This window comes from Halovulum marinum (assembly GCF_009697225.1).
GTDB classification, from domain to species: Bacteria; Pseudomonadota; Alphaproteobacteria; order Rhodobacterales; family Rhodobacteraceae; genus Halovulum; species Halovulum marinum.
In genome coordinates this window covers 1-14,661 of the sequence record NZ_WIND01000021.1, presented here as the reverse complement: position 1 = coordinate 14,661, position 14,661 = coordinate 1, and the positions used below count along the sequence as shown (strand labels likewise).

The following is a 14,661-nucleotide window of genomic DNA, read 5'->3' as shown; positions in this document are numbered from 1 at the left end:
ATGATCCGTTCCAGCTTCGCCCCCGGTGTCGCGCCAGTACTTGGCGCACCGAAGGCCCACCGCAGCTTCGTGATGCGCAACCCCTCGGTGCTGATCTTCCTCGGCATCCTGGCGCTGTTCACGCTGGCGGTGACGCTCGGCGCCGAGGCCACCGGCACCGGCGCGCTGTCGACCAGCTTCGTCAAGACGCTGGGCATGACGCTTTGCCTGTGCCTTGTCGCCATCGCGATGGACCTGGTCTGGGGCTACTGCGGGATCCTGAGCCTCGGGCATTTCGCCTTCTTCGGCCTGGGCGGCTACATGATCGGCATGTGGCTGATGTGGGAGCGGACCGAAGGCATCGTCCTGTCCGCCACCGCCGCGCAAGCCCTGCCCCCCACCCCGGACGAGTTGCGCGCCGCCGTCGGACAGCAGATCTTCGGCGTCGTCGGCGGCTCCGAGATCCCGGCGATCTGGGCTTTCGCCTCCAGCCTTCCGGCGCAACTGGCGCTGGTCGTGCTGGTCCCCGGCCTGCTGGCGCTGGTGTTCGGCTGGCTGGCGTTCCGCAGCCGGGTCACGGGCGTGTACCTGTCGATCCTGACGCAGGCGATGACGCTGGCGCTGGCGCTGTACCTGTTCCAGAACGAAAGCGGGCTGCGCGGCAACAACGGGCTGTCCGGGCTGCAGAACATCCCCGGCATGACCCACCTGCCGCAGTCCGAGGTCTCGATCCGCTTCTTCTGGGCCTCGGCGGCGGCGCTGGCCATCGGTTATGTGCTGGCGGCCTGGGTCGTGGCGGGCAAGTTCGGCTCGGTGATCCGGGGCATCCGCGACGACGAGGCGCGGGTGCGCTTCCTGGGCTACAACGTCGAGGGCTACAAGCTGGTGATCTTCACCCTGACCGCGATCATCGCGGCCATCGCCGGGGCGCTTTATTACCCGCAGGCCGGGATCATCTCGCCGGCGGAGATCGCGCCCATCGCCTCGATCTACCTGGCGGTCTGGGTCGCCATCGGCGGGCGCGGGCGGCTTTACGGCGCAGTGATCGGCGCGGCCTTCGTGTCGCTCGTCTCCAGCTGGTTCACCGGCGGGCAGGCCCCGGACATCGACCTGGGCTTCTATGTGATCCGCTGGACCGACTGGTGGCTGGTGCTGCTGGGCTTCAGTTTCATCCTGGTCACGCTGTTCGCGCCCAAGGGCATCGGCGGGCTGGTGGACGTGATCCGGCACAAGGTGGTCCCCGACCGCCACGGCGCGGACCTCGGCCCCGACAAGGGCTCGTTCAGGGAGGCGGAGCAGCAATGAGCCAGCTACTGGAAGTTTCCGGCATCTCGGTCGCCTTCGACGGGTTCAAGGCGATCAACAACCTCAGCTTCTCGATCGGCCCGGCGGAACTTCGGGCGATCATCGGGCCGAACGGCGCCGGCAAGACCACGTTCATGGACATCGTCACCGGCAAGACCCGGCCCGACAGCGGCCACGTCACCTGGGGCGAGCGCAACGTCTCGCTGCTGCGCATGTCCGAAAGCCGCATCGCGCGCGAGGGGATCGGCCGAAAGTTCCAGCGCCCGACGGTGTTCGAGGATCAGAGCGTGCTCGACAACCTGGTGATGGCGCTGCGCAACGACCGCGGGCCGTTCTCGGTCCTGCGCTACCGGCGCAGCGACGGCGACCTGGGCCGGGTGCGGGAACTGGCCACCGAGATCGGGCTGGCGGATCAGCTGAACACCCGGGCCGGGATCCTGTCGCACGGACAGAAGCAGTGGCTGGAGATCGGCATGCTGCTGGCGCAGGAGCCGCGCCTGCTGCTGGTCGACGAGCCCGCCGCCGGCATGACCAAGGCCGAGCGCGACCGCACCGTGGACCTGCTGCGCCGCGCCGCCGAAACCCGCGCCGTCATCGTGGTCGAGCACGACATGGACTTCGTCCGCAAGCTGGGCTGCAAGGTGACGGTGCTGCACGAGGGCTCTGTGCTGGCCGAAGGCTCGCTGGACCATGTGACGAAAAATCAGGACGTCATCGACGTCTATCTGGGGCGCTGACATGCTGGATCTGAAAGACATCACCCTGCACTACGGCGCCAGCCAGATCCTTCACGGCATCGACCTGAGCGCCGAGACCGGCAGGATCACCTGCGTCATGGGCACCAACGGCGTCGGCAAGACCAGCCTGCTGAAGGTCATCGCCGGCCGCCACGGCGCATCCGGCGGGCACTACCGGCTGGACGGCGAGGAGGTCACCAACCGCCCGGCGCATGTGCTGGCGAAGAAAGGCGTCGCCTCGGTCCCGCAGGGGCGCGAGATCTTTCCGCTGATGACCGTGCGCGAGAACCTGGAAACCGGCTTCGCCTGCCTGCCGCGCACCGAGCGCATGGTTGCGGACGAAATCTTCGAGCTGTTCCCCGTGCTGCGCGAGATGGAGAACCGTCGCGGCGGCGATCTGTCCGGCGGCCAGCAGCAGCAGCTGGCCATCGGCCGGGCGCTGGTGACGAAACCCAAGCTGCTGCTGCTGGACGAGCCGACCGAGGGCATCCAGCCGAACATCATCCAGCAGATCGGCCGGGTGATCCGCTATCTGAAGGATCAGGGCAGCATGGCGATCGTGCTGGTCGAGCAGTATTTCGACTTCGCCTACGATCTGGCCGACCACTTCCATGTGCTGCGGCGCGGCGCGGTGATCCTGGAGGGCGACCGGGCGCGGATCGACCGCGACACGCTGCTGCGCAACGTCAGCGTCTAGCGCGTCGCCCGCTCCTTCGGCCCGTCCACGCCCAGCTTGCGGCCCAGCACCCGCGCGGCCCGCAGCTCGGGTGCCAGCGCCAGCGCGATCCGGGCCTCGCGGGTGGCGGCGGCGATCTCGTTGTCGGCCAGCAGTTCCTTGCCGAGAAACACGTGGGCGCGCGCCTCGTCCGGGAAGTCGCGGGCCATGCACTCGGCCATCCGCCGCGCGGCAGGCCGGTCCTGCAGCGCCTCGCGCGCCCGGTAGGCGCGCACCCGGAAGAAGAACGCTCCGGGCTTCAGTGCCGCCGCCCGCTCGAAGCCCTGCGCCGCAAGGTCGTGCTCGCCGCGCTCGAACAGCGCGGCGGCGATCCCGGGAAGGACCCGCAAGGCGGTGTCGACGGCGGTGTCCGGCAGCCGCAGCGCGGCCCGCAGCGCCGGCTTCCACCGCTCCGCGGCGGCCAGGGTCGCGGCGCGCGCACCGACCAGTTCGGCCGCGTCGGGCGCCAGGCGCTCGGCACGGTCCAGCAGGTCCCTCGCGCGTTGCGGCCGGCCCTGCTGCGCCAGCAGTTCGGCCAGCTCGGCGATCGGGCCGACCGGCAGCGGCTCGTGCTCGAACAGCGGCGCGATCGTCTCGATCGCATCGCGGATCCTGCCGTTCACGATCAGCGCCTGCGCATAGGCGGCAGCGTGGCCGCCCAGCGCGATCTGCCGCGGCTCGGTGCTGGTCGGCACCAGCTCGCCGGCCTGCCAGGTCCGGTGCGCGACCGCCAGCTGCGCGGCCCGCGCCTCGGCGGCGGCGGCGTCCTGACCGGCGGCCGCCAGAACCCGGGCCAGCTCGGCATGGTGGTGCGCCTGCAGCGGATCGCTGGCGACCAGCCGCCGGGCGGCCTCGACCGCTTCGGCGAACCGTTCCAGACGACGCAGCGCGACCAGCTTGACGCGCCACAGCTCGCGCGGGTGCACCAGTTCCAGGTTCAGCGGGTCGTGGAGCGTGAACAGCCCGGTCTCGGTGCCGCGCTCGGCCTCGATCGCGGCCTCGCGCAGCAGGCGGTCCGGCCGGTCCAGCAGCGTCTCGCCGCGGCGGGCTGCGGCAAGCGCCGCCTCGTTGTCGCCCGCGTCCAGCAACAGCCGCGCCTTGAGCAGGTGATAGCCGGGCCGGTCCGGGGCCTGCAGGATGGCGGCGTCGATCTGGGCCAGGGCGGCCGCGGGGTCGATCTCCATCAGGCAGCGCGCCCGCAGCGCGCGCCAGCGCGCCGGGCGCGCGGGATCGCTGGGCTCGGCGGCCAGATCGACCAGCGACACGGCGCGGTCGGCAAGCCCCGCGCGCAGCAGCAGCGGCACCACGGCCTCGAGGCAGGGCAGCGACCGCGGCTTCAGCTCCAGCGCCCGCAATCCGGCGTCGATCGCCGCGGCGCGGCGCGACGGGTACACGCGCCAGGTCGACGAGTGGTGCAGGTGTACCGGCGCCGGCGCGTCCGGTCGCAGCTTTTCCTCGGCCAGTTCGGCCGACTGCAGGGCGAAATCGGCGATCACGTCGGTCCGCTCGACCGGGCGCGGGGTCGGTATCGGATTTTCCGAACGATCGGGGAAGGCGCGGTCCAGCGCGGCGCGCAGTTCCGGCACCTCGGCCAGCGGTGCGGTGCCGTCGGTCGCGGTGCGCGCTTCCCGGGTGTTGTTGCTCAGGTGCAGATCCCAGTTGGTGTTGATGCCGCGGAAGTGTCCGAAGCAGAACTCCAGGCTGGCCGGCGCCGGCGCCGCGCCGAAGACGCTGTGCACCGAGAACCGCGCCTCGGCCGGCAGCTTCGCCGGCGCGGCGGCCCATTTCGGCTCGCAGCTGTGCCAGGGCTGTGCATCGACGCGACGCGAGAACGCCGCATGGCGGACATCGGCGACGCGGCCGTCGTGGGCGGCCTCGATCCACACGCCGCGCGCCTCGATGTAGCCGGTGTCGCAGGTCTCGGCGGCCTCGAACACGCTGCGCCCGCTGGCCGCGTAGATCAGCTCGTCCACATCGGCGTTGACCACCGAGGCGGCGCGCGCGAACAGGCGCTGCATCGCGTGTTCCAGGCTGACCCGCTGGCAGTAGTCGGCCTCGGTCAGCCAAAGCGTCGCCGGGCGGCGATGGTCGCACGGGCCATAGGGAAAGGGAAAGGCGAGCACGGCGTGGCGGTCGAGCCCCTCGACCCCCGCCAGCGCGCGCGCGACGTCCTCCGGCGCGTAGCGCGCCGAGCCGTTGTCGTAGATCACCGCCGCGGTCGCGCCGTGCACCCGGACGTAGTACTGCGCCCAGTCGCGGATCCATTGCAGGTCGTTGTCCCGCGACATGGTGAACACGGCCCGCTGCCCGGCGAAGTCCGGCACCAGCGATGGCGACGGCGTCAGCACGGTCTCGCCCGCGGCCCAGCGGACCGTCAGCCGCTCGGTTCCGGCGGGTACGGCGATCTCGATCCGGTCGACGTTGACCAGCCGGCGGTGCACGAAAGAACACATCTGCCCCGACGGCTCGGCGCGGAACGTCAGCGCAAGATCCTCGGCAAGGTTCAGCAGCGGCGGGCCCAGCGCGACCAGACGCTGCGGGTCCTCGGTCCGGAACAGGTCGAAGAACACGCTGCGGTCGTCGTAGCGGCTGTCGAAATCGCGGTGTCGGAGCGCCGGGTCGCGCGGCGCGCGCCGCCGGACCGCGCTGTCCGGATCCAGAACCCAGGAACTTGTGTCGGCCGGTACGCGTGTCATCTTTACTCCAGTCCTGGCGCGGCCAATCCCGCGTTCCGCCGGCAATACGCGCCGGAGGCGTTCCGTTCGGCCCGCAGGCCGCGAGCCGCCGTTTCCGGTGCCCGCCCGACCGCACACTATGCGGGCGAATGCGACGAAATTTCGCTCATCCCGCGGCAAAATCCGAAAATCGGCGCGAAAATGGCGCACCGGATCAGCAGGTTAACTTGTATGGCGCCCGGCAATGGTGGCGCTGGACCACTACGGATCAATACCGGCTATGCTGGGTGCGGACACACGCTATTCTTGGCCATTGGCAGCCAAGGAGACAGCACCATGCGCAAGATCCAGACCCAGGGCGTCCACCACATCACCCTGGTGGGCGCCGACCGCCAGACCAGCATCGATTTCTGGGAAGGCCTGCTGGGCATGCCCTTCATCTTCGACCAGCCGAACCTGGACGCGCCCGCGGAGAGCCACCTGTATTTCGATCCCGGCGACGGCCGGCTGATCACGGTGTTCTGCAACGAGGATCGCGCGCCCCAGGCCGAGGCCGTGCCGCAGGGCATCGGCGCCGTGCACCACATCGCCTTCAACGTCAGCCAGGCGACCTCGCGCCAGATCCAGGAGCGGCTGGACGAGCGTGGCATCAGCCATTCGGGTCACAAGGACCGCGGCTTCATGGACAGCTTCTACTTCCGCGACCCGATGGGCCTGCTGATCGAACTGGCGTCCTACCGGTTCGAGCCGCCGCGCGGCTTCACCCACGGCGACGTGCTGCTCGAGGCGCACAAGCGCCGGGTCGCCGCCGGCGACTACAACATCCAGGAAAAGCACCTGGCCGACGCCATCGAGGCGCTGGAGTTGGGCCGGCGCGGCTCGCTGTCCGACGATCGCGGCCCCAAGAACCCGTACACGCGCTAGCCGGCGGCTTTGCAACAGGTGCGGGCGCGCGCGGCCGGCGCGCCCGCTTGGCCGTTGAAACCGCATCGGTTTGCCCTGTACCGTCCGCCCAGCAGGCAACAGGCGGACGGGCAGGCCCTTGACGAACGACATCCACGGGCCCGCGCGGCCGGGCCGGGGCGACGCATGAAGCTGATCATCATGATCCCCTGCCTGAACGAGGCCGACCAGCTGGCGGACACGATGGCGACGCTGCCGGCGCAGCTGCCGGGCGTCGACGTCATCGAGACGCTGGTCATCGACGACGGCTCGACCGACGCCACCGCCGAGGTGGCGCGGGCCGCCGGGGCGGACCATGTGCTGCGCAATCCCAACAACCTCGGCCTGGCGAAAAGCTACATCATAGGGCTGGAGCACGCGCTGCTTCTGGGCGCGGACGTGATCGTGAACTTCGACGCCGACAACCAGTACCCGGCGACGTTCCTGCCCGATCTGATCGCGCCGATCCTGCACGGCCGCGCCGACCTGGTCGTCGGCGCCCGCCCGATGTCCGAGATCGAGCACTTCTCGCCGGTCAAGCGCACGCTTCAGCATGTCGGCACCTGGGTCGTGCGGCAGGCCAGCGGCGGGCTGGACGTGACCGACGCCACCAGCGGCTTTCGCGCCGTCAGCAAGCGGGCGGCGATCCGGCTTTATACCTTCAGCAGCTATTCCTACACGCTCGAGACGCTGATCCAGGCCGGACGGATGAACATCGCCGTCGCCTCGGTGCCGATCAAGGTGAACCCGCCGACGCGGCCGTCGCGGCTGATGCGCTCGATGTGGGGCTATATCGCCCGCTCGACGATGACGATCCTGCGGATCGGCTTCGTATACTATCCGCTGCGCTTCTTCTTCTGGTCGTCGATCGTCGTCGCGCTGCCCGGCCTGCTGGCGATCCTGCGGTTCCTGGTGCAGTACGCGCAGGGCGACGGCGCCGGGCACCTGCAGTCGCTGATCCTGGGCACCGGCCTGTTCGCGGCCGGCGTGGTGCTGCTGATCGGCGGCGTCCTCGCGGATCTGGTGGCCGCGAACCGCGTGCTCCTGCAGGAGCTGCGCTCGCGCGCGCTGGAAGAGAAGATCCTCAGGACCGTGCGCTGAATGGGCACCTGGAGCGGACGCCGCATCGCCATCCTGGCAGTCGTGCTGTGGCTGCCGCTGCTGCTGGTCGCGCCGACTGGTTTTTATACTGTCGATGAAGTTGTTCAATACTTATCTGTAGTAGCCTTCGCGGAACACGGCAGCTTGGCTATCGGGAACGGCTACGAAATATATGAAAGCGACGACCTAACACTGTTGTTTCTCAGACCGGGGCCAACCGGTTTGGTCGCACAGTACCCGTTTGGCTTCACCATCATCGCGGCCCCGTTTCAGGCTGCTCTAGGCATTCGCGGCCTGTTCATATTGAATCTTTTGGCGGCAGCGGTCGCAATCTGGGCGACATGGAAACTGGTAAACATTCTTAGCGGCAGGCGCGTCGCCATTCCCGCGGCGCTGATCCTTCTGCTCGGGACCTTTCTGTCCAACTATGCTGTCGCCGTGTGGCCACACGCGTTGGCCTTGGCGTTCGTGATGTCGGCGACCCTGTTCGCAGCCAAAGTAGCCGAGAGCAATTCGTTTCGTCCGATTCTCGCCGGGTCCGGCGGCTTAATCCTCGGTCTCGGGATATTGATCAGAACAGATGTTGCCCTCGTCCTACCCGCAATTACGGCATGGCTTGTTCTGTTCGCACCGCGTCCTTACATCCACCTGATTTGTGCCGCCGCGGGACTTCTTCCCGTGCTACTTGGTGCGGCATTGGTTAACTCCGCCAAGTTCGGCATATTCAACCCTTTCACCTACGGATCGAAGGGCGATGGCGGAGTATCGCTTTCCGGGCACGTTTCGGTTCTCGCAATCGTACTAGTTGCCTGTGCCGCCACGCTCCTCTATCGCCACTTTCCCCGCCATAGAAGACTACTAACCTTTGGCGCATTGGCTTTAGTCGTTCTAAGTTCGGCGCTTTTCCCTTTGGTACAAGAATTTTATGCACGGCTGTTAAAGGGCCTCTACGTGCTGATTGTCGACCTCAGCCAACATCCCGACGTTGGTCGCTATCCGGAACTAGCGAGGGATGAATACGGACGCGTCACTTTCTGGACGCTGCATAAAAAAGCTCTCGCGCAAAGCCTGCCCTGGATCGGTCTATTGCCACTTCTGGCGCTCACAGAGGATAGACATCGAAAGGGAATTGTGTTGGCCTCTCTCGTAATCATAATCGTAATTCTGCCATTTTCGGCAAAGGCTTGGCACGGAGGCCTGGCCGCGAACATGAGGTACTTCATCTATACTTTACCGTTTCTGGCGTATCTTGCTGCACTGAGCTTGGTGGCCCTTCAGAAGAGCGCGGCGCCGTCCACAAGCCTGGCTCTGCGCGCAGCACTTCTCACTCTGCTGGGCTTGTCGCTGCTTTCAGTGGTTACGCCCTTCTGGTCCGGATATCTGATCGAACACCGGCTTCCGCCCCTGCTCGTCCTGCTGCTTGCTGCGGCATCGCTCCTATGGCTTCTTACTCGGCGCTTCGCGTCTATGCTTTGGATCTTAAGTATCGTCGCCTTGGTCTGGAGCGGATATACAGCGTATGTGAACGATGTAACGCAGGCACTATCACTTCGGGCGCGCGCGCAGCTGGTTAGCAATGCATACGCGGCAATGGTCCCGAAGGGCGCTGTTGTATACGATAATTTCGTTCCCGCTTTTGCTGGCCTGATCGAACGCGGCGATACCCTACTTGCGCTCACCGGGCTCGGCGACGGATCGATGGACGAAGCCTTCGTCCGTGAGGCCATTGCAGATGGGCGAATGATCGTGGGACGTGATGCTGCACATTTGGCTCAGATACAGGCTTCCCTGTCTGGCCTCGACATCCAGCGCACGAAACTGGGTTCGATTGGCGAAGAACCGGTCTACGGCTTTTCCCTCGCCTCGTCGCGCTAAGCTCGTAGTCCATCCCTTGACGTGATCGCGCAGAGAGCGAAGAGTGCGCGGCGCTGAAAACTAGGCACAGAGTAACGAAATCTCCATGCACTCCGATACCGCCGGGATCATTGCCAACATGACGACCTTCCCCGCCCGGTTGGACCTGTTGAACGCGGTTCTGGACGCGGTTGCACCGCAAGTGGGGCGGCTGAACCTCGTGCTGAACGAGTTCAAGGAGGTGCCAACATTTCTTCGCGCGCACCCGAACGTCGCGCCGCTGATCCCGCCGCGGGACCTGAAGGACACCGGCAAGTTCTTCGCCGACACCGGCGGCGCCGAGGCGGTGTTTCTGCTGGACGACGACATCCTGTACCCGCCCGACTACGTGGCCAGCACCCTGGCCCGCATGACCGCGCGGGACACGCTCTACACCTATCACGGCGCGATCCTCCGGCCGGCGCCGCACGCGCTGAACCCGCTGCAGCTGAAACGCACGATTCGCCGCCTGCGGAAGGGCTTCGACGATCCGCACAGGTTCCGCAGCAAGGACCGGTTCTGGGAGCGGCAGGCCCGCGACCGGCTGGTGAACCTGCCCGGCTCGGGGGTCAGCATGCTGCGCCCCGAGATCCTGCCGCCGTTCGGGTTCATGGACGGCAGCGCCGGGTTCGTGGACATCCGCCTGGCCCGCTGGTGCGCCGAGCGCGGCCTGCCGATCCGCAGCCTCGCCCGGCCCGCCGGCTGGATCCGGCGCCTGGAAGCCCCCGGCGCACTGTTCGCGACCGTCACCAAGCAACGCCCCAAGCCATTTTCCGACGAGCTGGATCACCTGATGAGCGTTCTCTAGGCCGGTGCGACGCCGACTTGAGACGGACAGTCGGCGCAGGCGTTCCTGGCGTCAATCGGCATGCGATTTCGCCCGCCACCCTGGAGTGGTGCCTCGGGATGGATGGGATCACGCGGCGTTTCCGACAGGGATGCGGGTGTTGCAGTCCTCGAACCGCCAAGCGCGCGGCCGACAAGGCCGGCAGCCTTCAAGTCCTTGATATCAAAGGTAAACGTGGTGAGCCGTGCAGGATTCGAACCTGCGACCCACTGATTAAAAGATAACTCAAACGCATTTCGCCGGATTTCGCCGACTTCCGCTGACCGCTCAAAAATGCAACGCGATCAGTTAGTTACGTTGACGCGTCGCGCGCCCACCGCGCATGGATAACGCCAGAATTCGCCGCCAGTTGCTTCCGTATAGCTTCCGGCAGCACATCGCAGGGAAGGAATGTTCTGGCAATGTTCAAGCTGACCAAGCGCACGGTGGAAGCGGTCGAAAGCCGCGCAACCGACTACCTGATCTGGGACCGGGACATGCGCGGCTTCGGGCTGCGGGTCTATCCGTCCGGCAAGAGAACGTACCTGGTCCAGTACCGCGCCGGGCGGCGCACCCGGCGGATCACCCTGGGCCAGCATGGCGTGCTGACGGCGGAAGAGGCGCGCAAGCTCGCGCGGCAAACCCTGGGCGAGGTGGCGCATGGCGGCGATCCGTCCGGCGAACGGCAGGCCCGGCGGCGCGCGCCGACCGTCGCGGGTCTCTGCGATAGGTTCCTGGAAGAGTATGTCGATCAGCACTGCAAGCCGACCACGGCGCGGGACTATCGCAGCATCATCACCCGGCTGATCCGTCCCAAGCTCGGCCCGCTGCACATTGCCGAGGTTACGCGCGCCGATGTGGTCGCCTTCCACCACACGCTGCGCGATACGCCCTATCAGGCCAACCGTGCCGCCGCGATGCTCTCGAAACTGTTCAATCTGGCCGAAGACTGGGGGCTGCGTCAGGCCGGATCGAACCCGGCGCGGCGGATCAAGAAGTTCCGCGAAGAGGAAAAGAAGCGTTACCTGTCCGATGCAGAGCAGATCAGGCTGGGTCAGGTTCTGGCAGAGGCGCTGGAAGAGGGCACCGAGACCGTTCACGCGGTTTCGGCAATCATGCTGCTGATCTACACCGGCTGCCGCCACAAGGAGATTCTGACGCTGCGGTGGGACTATGTGACGACGCATCACCTGGAACTGCCCGACAGCAAGACCGGACGCCGCCGCATTCCCCTGCCGCGCGAAGCCCATGACATCCTGATGAGCCTGCCGCGCCTGCCCGGCAACCCGTACGTGATCCTGGGCGAGTCCGAGGACGGCCCGCTGGTGAACCTGCAAAAGCCCTGGAACCGCATCCGCACGCGCGCCGGGCTGGACGACGTGCGCATCCACGATCTGCGGCACACCTATGCGTCCGTTGCGATGAAGGACGGGATCGATCCGTTCACGCTCAAGGAAATCATGGGCCACAAGAACCTGCAAACGACGCTGCGCTATGCGCACCTGGCCGACGATGCGGTCCAGCGCGCCGCCGGGTCCGTCGCGGCCCGTCTTGCCACGGCGATCAGGGCGCGCAAGACAGAGCCCCGACAACTGCACATTGGCGGTTGAGAGAACCTGGTTCAGCACCGCTTGGCGTTGAACCTATCCCCCCGATGCAGGAAGGTCCCGGCGTATTCAACCGGAGGCCCGCCGCGTGCAGAACACCCTGCCCCTGCAATTCGACCTGACAAAAGTCTATTCCCTGCTTCAAGCCTTCGACCGTGTCGGTCGATTTACCTATCCCGACACATGGACCGGGCGGGAAGCCTTCGCGGCCCCGGCGTCCGAGCCCGCCGAGGTAAAGGCGGAACGCGTGCGCCTGGATGACGAGATTGCGTCTCGGCAAGTGGATCTTGAGCGGCTGATCCACTTTGACGGGTTTTCACTGCCCGAAGGCGGCCAGACAAGGCTGGCTGCGCGGCAGTTTGAGCTGAGCGAGCAGATTAACCAATTGAAGGATGCAAAAGACCGGCTGCAACCATCCTATCAGGATCGGGAAGTCAATCCCGAAGCCTTCGAGCGGCGTGAAGCTTTGGAAGAAAGGCTCGCGGACCTCTTTGCCGCCGGAAAGCTCCGGATGGTGACGGCAAACAACAACCTCGTCAAATGGGATCAGTGGCGGTCGGAGCCGGACTTTCGGATCGACTACGCGTTTTCGATGCTCATCGCCGCGATCAATCTCGCGCATCCGCAAGCACGCGGCATTCGTCTTCCAATCGGAATTCGACGCCTGGGCAAAACCATTCGAACTGGATGCGCAGGAGGCCGGTGTAGATGAGCGTGCGGCGGAATGGCTTGCCGCCAAGGTCCGGGGCACCGCCGCCAGCCCGGGGAAAGTCGCATTGCGCGACGAATGCCTGAAGGAATTTCCGACTGTCTCTACGCGTCGGTTCAATGCGATTTGGGATCAGACCGTGCCGGATGCTTGGAAGCGGTCGGGACGCAAGGCCGCCGATTAATCGAAACGCCGGGCGTATCGAAAGCGCCCGCCCGGCGCACTCACCATAATTAATACATGAATTTCAAATACTTAAATCGAAACACCCTAGTGTTCTGATTAATCCTTTTCGTGCAGACTATTACGCTTACCGGCTCCGAACTAACTTCAACTCATCAAAGTTGTTGAGGCAAAAGAGATGGCCGGGATGAGCACGAACACAGAATACGATCCGAATGCGCTGGTAGACGAGAGAGAGGCTGCATCGATCCTCTGCTATTCGGTGCGCGCCTTGCAGAACTGGCGGCATCGCGGCGGAGGCCCGCGTTTCGTGAAGGTCTCGTCGCGGTCGGTGCGCTACCGCCGCACGGACCTCGCCGCCTGGGTCGAGGAACGGCTCGTCTCGCACACGTCACAGCCAACCTGACATTCAGTTTTGCCCGCGCGGGCTTGGCGGTACCGCGCGGGATTTTGGGGCCGGATGGCCTGAAAAGGGGCGCGGGGTGTCGCCACCTCGCGCCCTTCCCTTGCCGTCAGCACAGCACGCTTCTGCAATCGAAAGGAACTCGAACATGGCAAATCAGCCAGCAAAGAAATTCAGGCTCGGCCTGATCACCGCGACCATCTGGAACAACGATGGCTTCTACTCGATCGATCTGTCCCGCTCCTACAAGACCGATACCGGCGAATGGCGGAACACGACCAGCTTTCACCACTCGGACCTCCTCAATCTCGCACGATGCGCCGAACGCGCGGAATCGTGGATCGGGAGGCAGATCAATGACCGCTGAATTCGAACAGTGCCGGGCCACAGCCCGGCCCCAAAACAAAAACCGCCCCGCCGGAGGCGCAAGTCACATGCCGAACCCTACCGATACCCACGAACCGCTCACCCCTACCGGGCAAAGGGGGCTGATTGTAGCACCCCCCTCTGGAAATACATCGGAGCCGGACGACCGGGAAATGCGCGTTCTCCACAAGGGGTTTGATACGCTCGCCATCGCGATCCGCGCCAATATCCCCTCGGAACTTTTCGAGTACCTGGAGACCGAGAAGGAACGCGCCGACAAGGAGCGCCAGGACGTTCTGATCGAATACAATGGCGTTCAGCTTCACCTGAAAGCGCACGGCGGCAACGGCTACAGGTTCGTCGCCAGCGGCGGGCCGTTCGGCGCGAACTGGTTCTTCAAGAAGCCGAATTCCCGCGATCCCTGGGGAATCCGGGTTTCCTTCGGCTCGACCTTCATGGCGAACCTCGGCCTGGCCGCCGCCCGGCTCCACCTGGACGGCGTGCTCGCGAAGTTCGGCATCCGGCACGGCGAAGACGATGTGAGCATTTCGCGGGTCGATTTCTGCATCGACGTGCTCGCGCCTGATTTCGCGCTAATTCCTGAGAACTTCGTCATGCATTCCAGTGCAAACCGCCGGGATTTCGTGACCGCACCGGAGAAGACCGTTCACGGAAAATCCGGGCGAATTACCTCAGTTACCATCGGAAGCCCGCGAAACCGGCAGGTCATTGTCTATGACAAACGCGCGGAGATCACGAAGCGCGGCAAGGATCACTGGTGGCGCGTCTGGAACGATACCCTCGAAAGGCAGGGCATTCCGCCGCTCGATCCCAAAAACCCGCGCAATCGCGTTTGGCGCGCGGAGTTCCGGGCGGGAAAAGACCTGCTGAAAGACGGCTGGAACATCCGCACCTGGACGCAGCTTTACGAGCGTTTCGGCGATCTATGCCGTCACTCCGGTGAAGTGGTTCGCTACACCGACCCAAGTCCTACGGACCCGAACCGGGCACGCTGGCAAAACCAATTGCTTTGGGAAACGGTATGCGCCGAGATGAACGCGGATTTGTGCGAAATGCGGAGTGGATGCGATCCGAACCCGCTTAAGGAGGTGGAGCGGGAGAAGCATATTTCGCTGATATTCCGCGGAGGGTCTATTCCAGCTGAGTAGGTCTGAGAGCATGTTAAGGTGCTCTTATGGCTCAGAAAAACCGCTATCTGT

Annotated in this window: 13 protein-coding genes; 12 read left to right on the top strand and 1 reads right to left on the bottom strand. The window is 65.4% G+C overall.

Annotated features, from left to right (window positions below):
- From urtC to urtE, 3 genes are read left to right on the top strand one after another with little or no spacing between them, the layout of a single operon-like run.
- A complete protein-coding gene (gene urtC / locus GE300_RS18390) occupies positions 1-1,284 on the top strand; it encodes an urea ABC transporter permease subunit UrtC (RefSeq protein ID WP_154448870.1) in 1,284 nt (427 codons plus the stop codon).
- On the top strand, positions 1,281-2,021 hold the full coding sequence (urtD, locus tag GE300_RS18385; RefSeq protein ID WP_154448801.1) for an urea ABC transporter ATP-binding protein UrtD: 741 nt from the start codon (positions 1,281-1,283) through the stop codon (positions 2,019-2,021). The genes urtC and urtD overlap by 4 nt, the downstream gene beginning before the upstream one ends.
- Position 2,022: 1 nt before the next feature.
- Positions 2,023-2,718 (top strand): urea ABC transporter ATP-binding subunit UrtE, encoded by a 696-nt coding sequence (urtE, locus tag GE300_RS18380; RefSeq protein WP_154448799.1) that lies wholly within the window; start codon positions 2,023-2,025, stop codon positions 2,716-2,718.
- Here the strand turns inward: urtE and GE300_RS18375 are convergent.
- A complete protein-coding gene (locus tag GE300_RS18375; protein ID WP_154448797.1) occupies positions 2,715-5,432 on the bottom strand; it encodes a tetratricopeptide repeat protein in 2,718 nt (905 codons plus the stop codon). The genes urtE and GE300_RS18375 overlap by 4 nt on opposite strands.
- Before the next feature lie 315 nt (positions 5,433-5,747).
- Between GE300_RS18375 and GE300_RS18370 the strand changes: the two genes are divergently transcribed.
- The 9 genes from GE300_RS18370 (at position 5,748) to GE300_RS18330 (ending at position 14,610) form a co-directional block, all read left to right on the top strand.
- Positions 5,748-6,335: a VOC family protein gene (locus GE300_RS18370; RefSeq protein ID WP_154448795.1), complete on the top strand. Its 588-nt coding sequence runs from the start codon at positions 5,748-5,750 to the stop codon at positions 6,333-6,335.
- A gap of 165 nt (positions 6,336-6,500) precedes the next feature.
- The gene (locus tag GE300_RS18365; RefSeq protein ID WP_154448793.1) at positions 6,501-7,454 is read left to right on the top strand and encodes a glycosyltransferase family 2 protein; all 954 of its coding nucleotides are present in this window, start codon (positions 6,501-6,503) and stop codon (positions 7,452-7,454) included.
- Complete coding sequence (locus GE300_RS18360) at positions 7,455-9,329, top strand: glycosyltransferase family 39 protein (protein ID WP_154448791.1); 1,875 nt, start codon at positions 7,455-7,457, stop codon at positions 9,327-9,329.
- An 85-nt stretch (positions 9,330-9,414) separates the two neighbouring features.
- Positions 9,415-10,155, top strand: coding sequence for a hypothetical protein (locus tag GE300_RS18355; protein ID WP_154448789.1), 741 nt, complete (start codon positions 9,415-9,417; stop codon positions 10,153-10,155).
- A gap of 440 nt (positions 10,156-10,595) precedes the next feature.
- A complete protein-coding gene (locus tag GE300_RS18350; protein ID WP_154448787.1) occupies positions 10,596-11,783 on the top strand; it encodes a site-specific integrase in 1,188 nt (395 codons plus the stop codon).
- Between the two features lie 85 nt (positions 11,784-11,868).
- Complete coding sequence (locus GE300_RS18345) at positions 11,869-12,492, top strand: hypothetical protein (protein ID WP_154448785.1); 624 nt, start codon at positions 11,869-11,871, stop codon at positions 12,490-12,492.
- Between the two features lie 367 nt (positions 12,493-12,859).
- Positions 12,860-13,078 carry a helix-turn-helix transcriptional regulator gene (locus GE300_RS18340; RefSeq protein ID WP_233417173.1) on the top strand — a complete coding sequence of 73 codons (219 nt, stop codon included), beginning with the start codon at positions 12,860-12,862 and terminating at the stop codon, positions 13,076-13,078.
- 145 nt (positions 13,079-13,223) lie between these two features.
- Positions 13,224-13,442 (top strand): hypothetical protein, encoded by a 219-nt coding sequence (locus tag GE300_RS18335; protein ID WP_154448783.1) that lies wholly within the window; start codon positions 13,224-13,226, stop codon positions 13,440-13,442.
- On the top strand, positions 13,432-14,610 hold the full coding sequence (locus tag GE300_RS18330; RefSeq protein WP_154448781.1) for a hypothetical protein: 1,179 nt from the start codon (positions 13,432-13,434) through the stop codon (positions 14,608-14,610). Before GE300_RS18335 ends, GE300_RS18330 begins: the two co-directional genes overlap by 11 nt.
- Positions 14,611-14,661 lie beyond the last annotated feature (51 nt).

Coding starts and splice junctions, on each gene's coding strand:
- urtD (WP_154448801.1), top strand. CDS start 1,281: ATGAGCCAGCTACTGGAAGTTTCCGGCATCTCGGTCGCCTTCGACGGG.
- GE300_RS18370 (WP_154448795.1), top strand. CDS start 5,748: ATGCGCAAGATCCAGACCCAGGGCGTCCACCACATCACCCTGGTGGGC.
- urtE (WP_154448799.1), top strand. CDS start 2,023: ATGCTGGATCTGAAAGACATCACCCTGCACTACGGCGCCAGCCAGATC.
- GE300_RS18355 (WP_154448789.1), top strand. CDS start 9,415: ATGCACTCCGATACCGCCGGGATCATTGCCAACATGACGACCTTCCCC.
- GE300_RS18350 (WP_154448787.1), top strand. CDS start 10,596: ATGTTCAAGCTGACCAAGCGCACGGTGGAAGCGGTCGAAAGCCGCGCA.
- GE300_RS18365 (WP_154448793.1), top strand. CDS start 6,501: ATGAAGCTGATCATCATGATCCCCTGCCTGAACGAGGCCGACCAGCTG.
- GE300_RS18335 (WP_154448783.1), top strand. CDS start 13,224: ATGGCAAATCAGCCAGCAAAGAAATTCAGGCTCGGCCTGATCACCGCG.
- GE300_RS18360 (WP_154448791.1), top strand. CDS start 7,455: ATGGGCACCTGGAGCGGACGCCGCATCGCCATCCTGGCAGTCGTGCTG.
- urtC (WP_154448870.1), top strand. CDS start 1: ATGATCCGTTCCAGCTTCGCCCCCGGTGTCGCGCCAGTACTTGGCGCA.
- GE300_RS18340 (WP_233417173.1), top strand. CDS start 12,860: ATGAGCACGAACACAGAATACGATCCGAATGCGCTGGTAGACGAGAGA.
- GE300_RS18375 (WP_154448797.1), bottom strand. CDS start 5,432: ATGACACGCGTACCGGCCGACACAAGTTCCTGGGTTCTGGATCCGGAC.
- GE300_RS18330 (WP_154448781.1), top strand. CDS start 13,432: ATGACCGCTGAATTCGAACAGTGCCGGGCCACAGCCCGGCCCCAAAAC.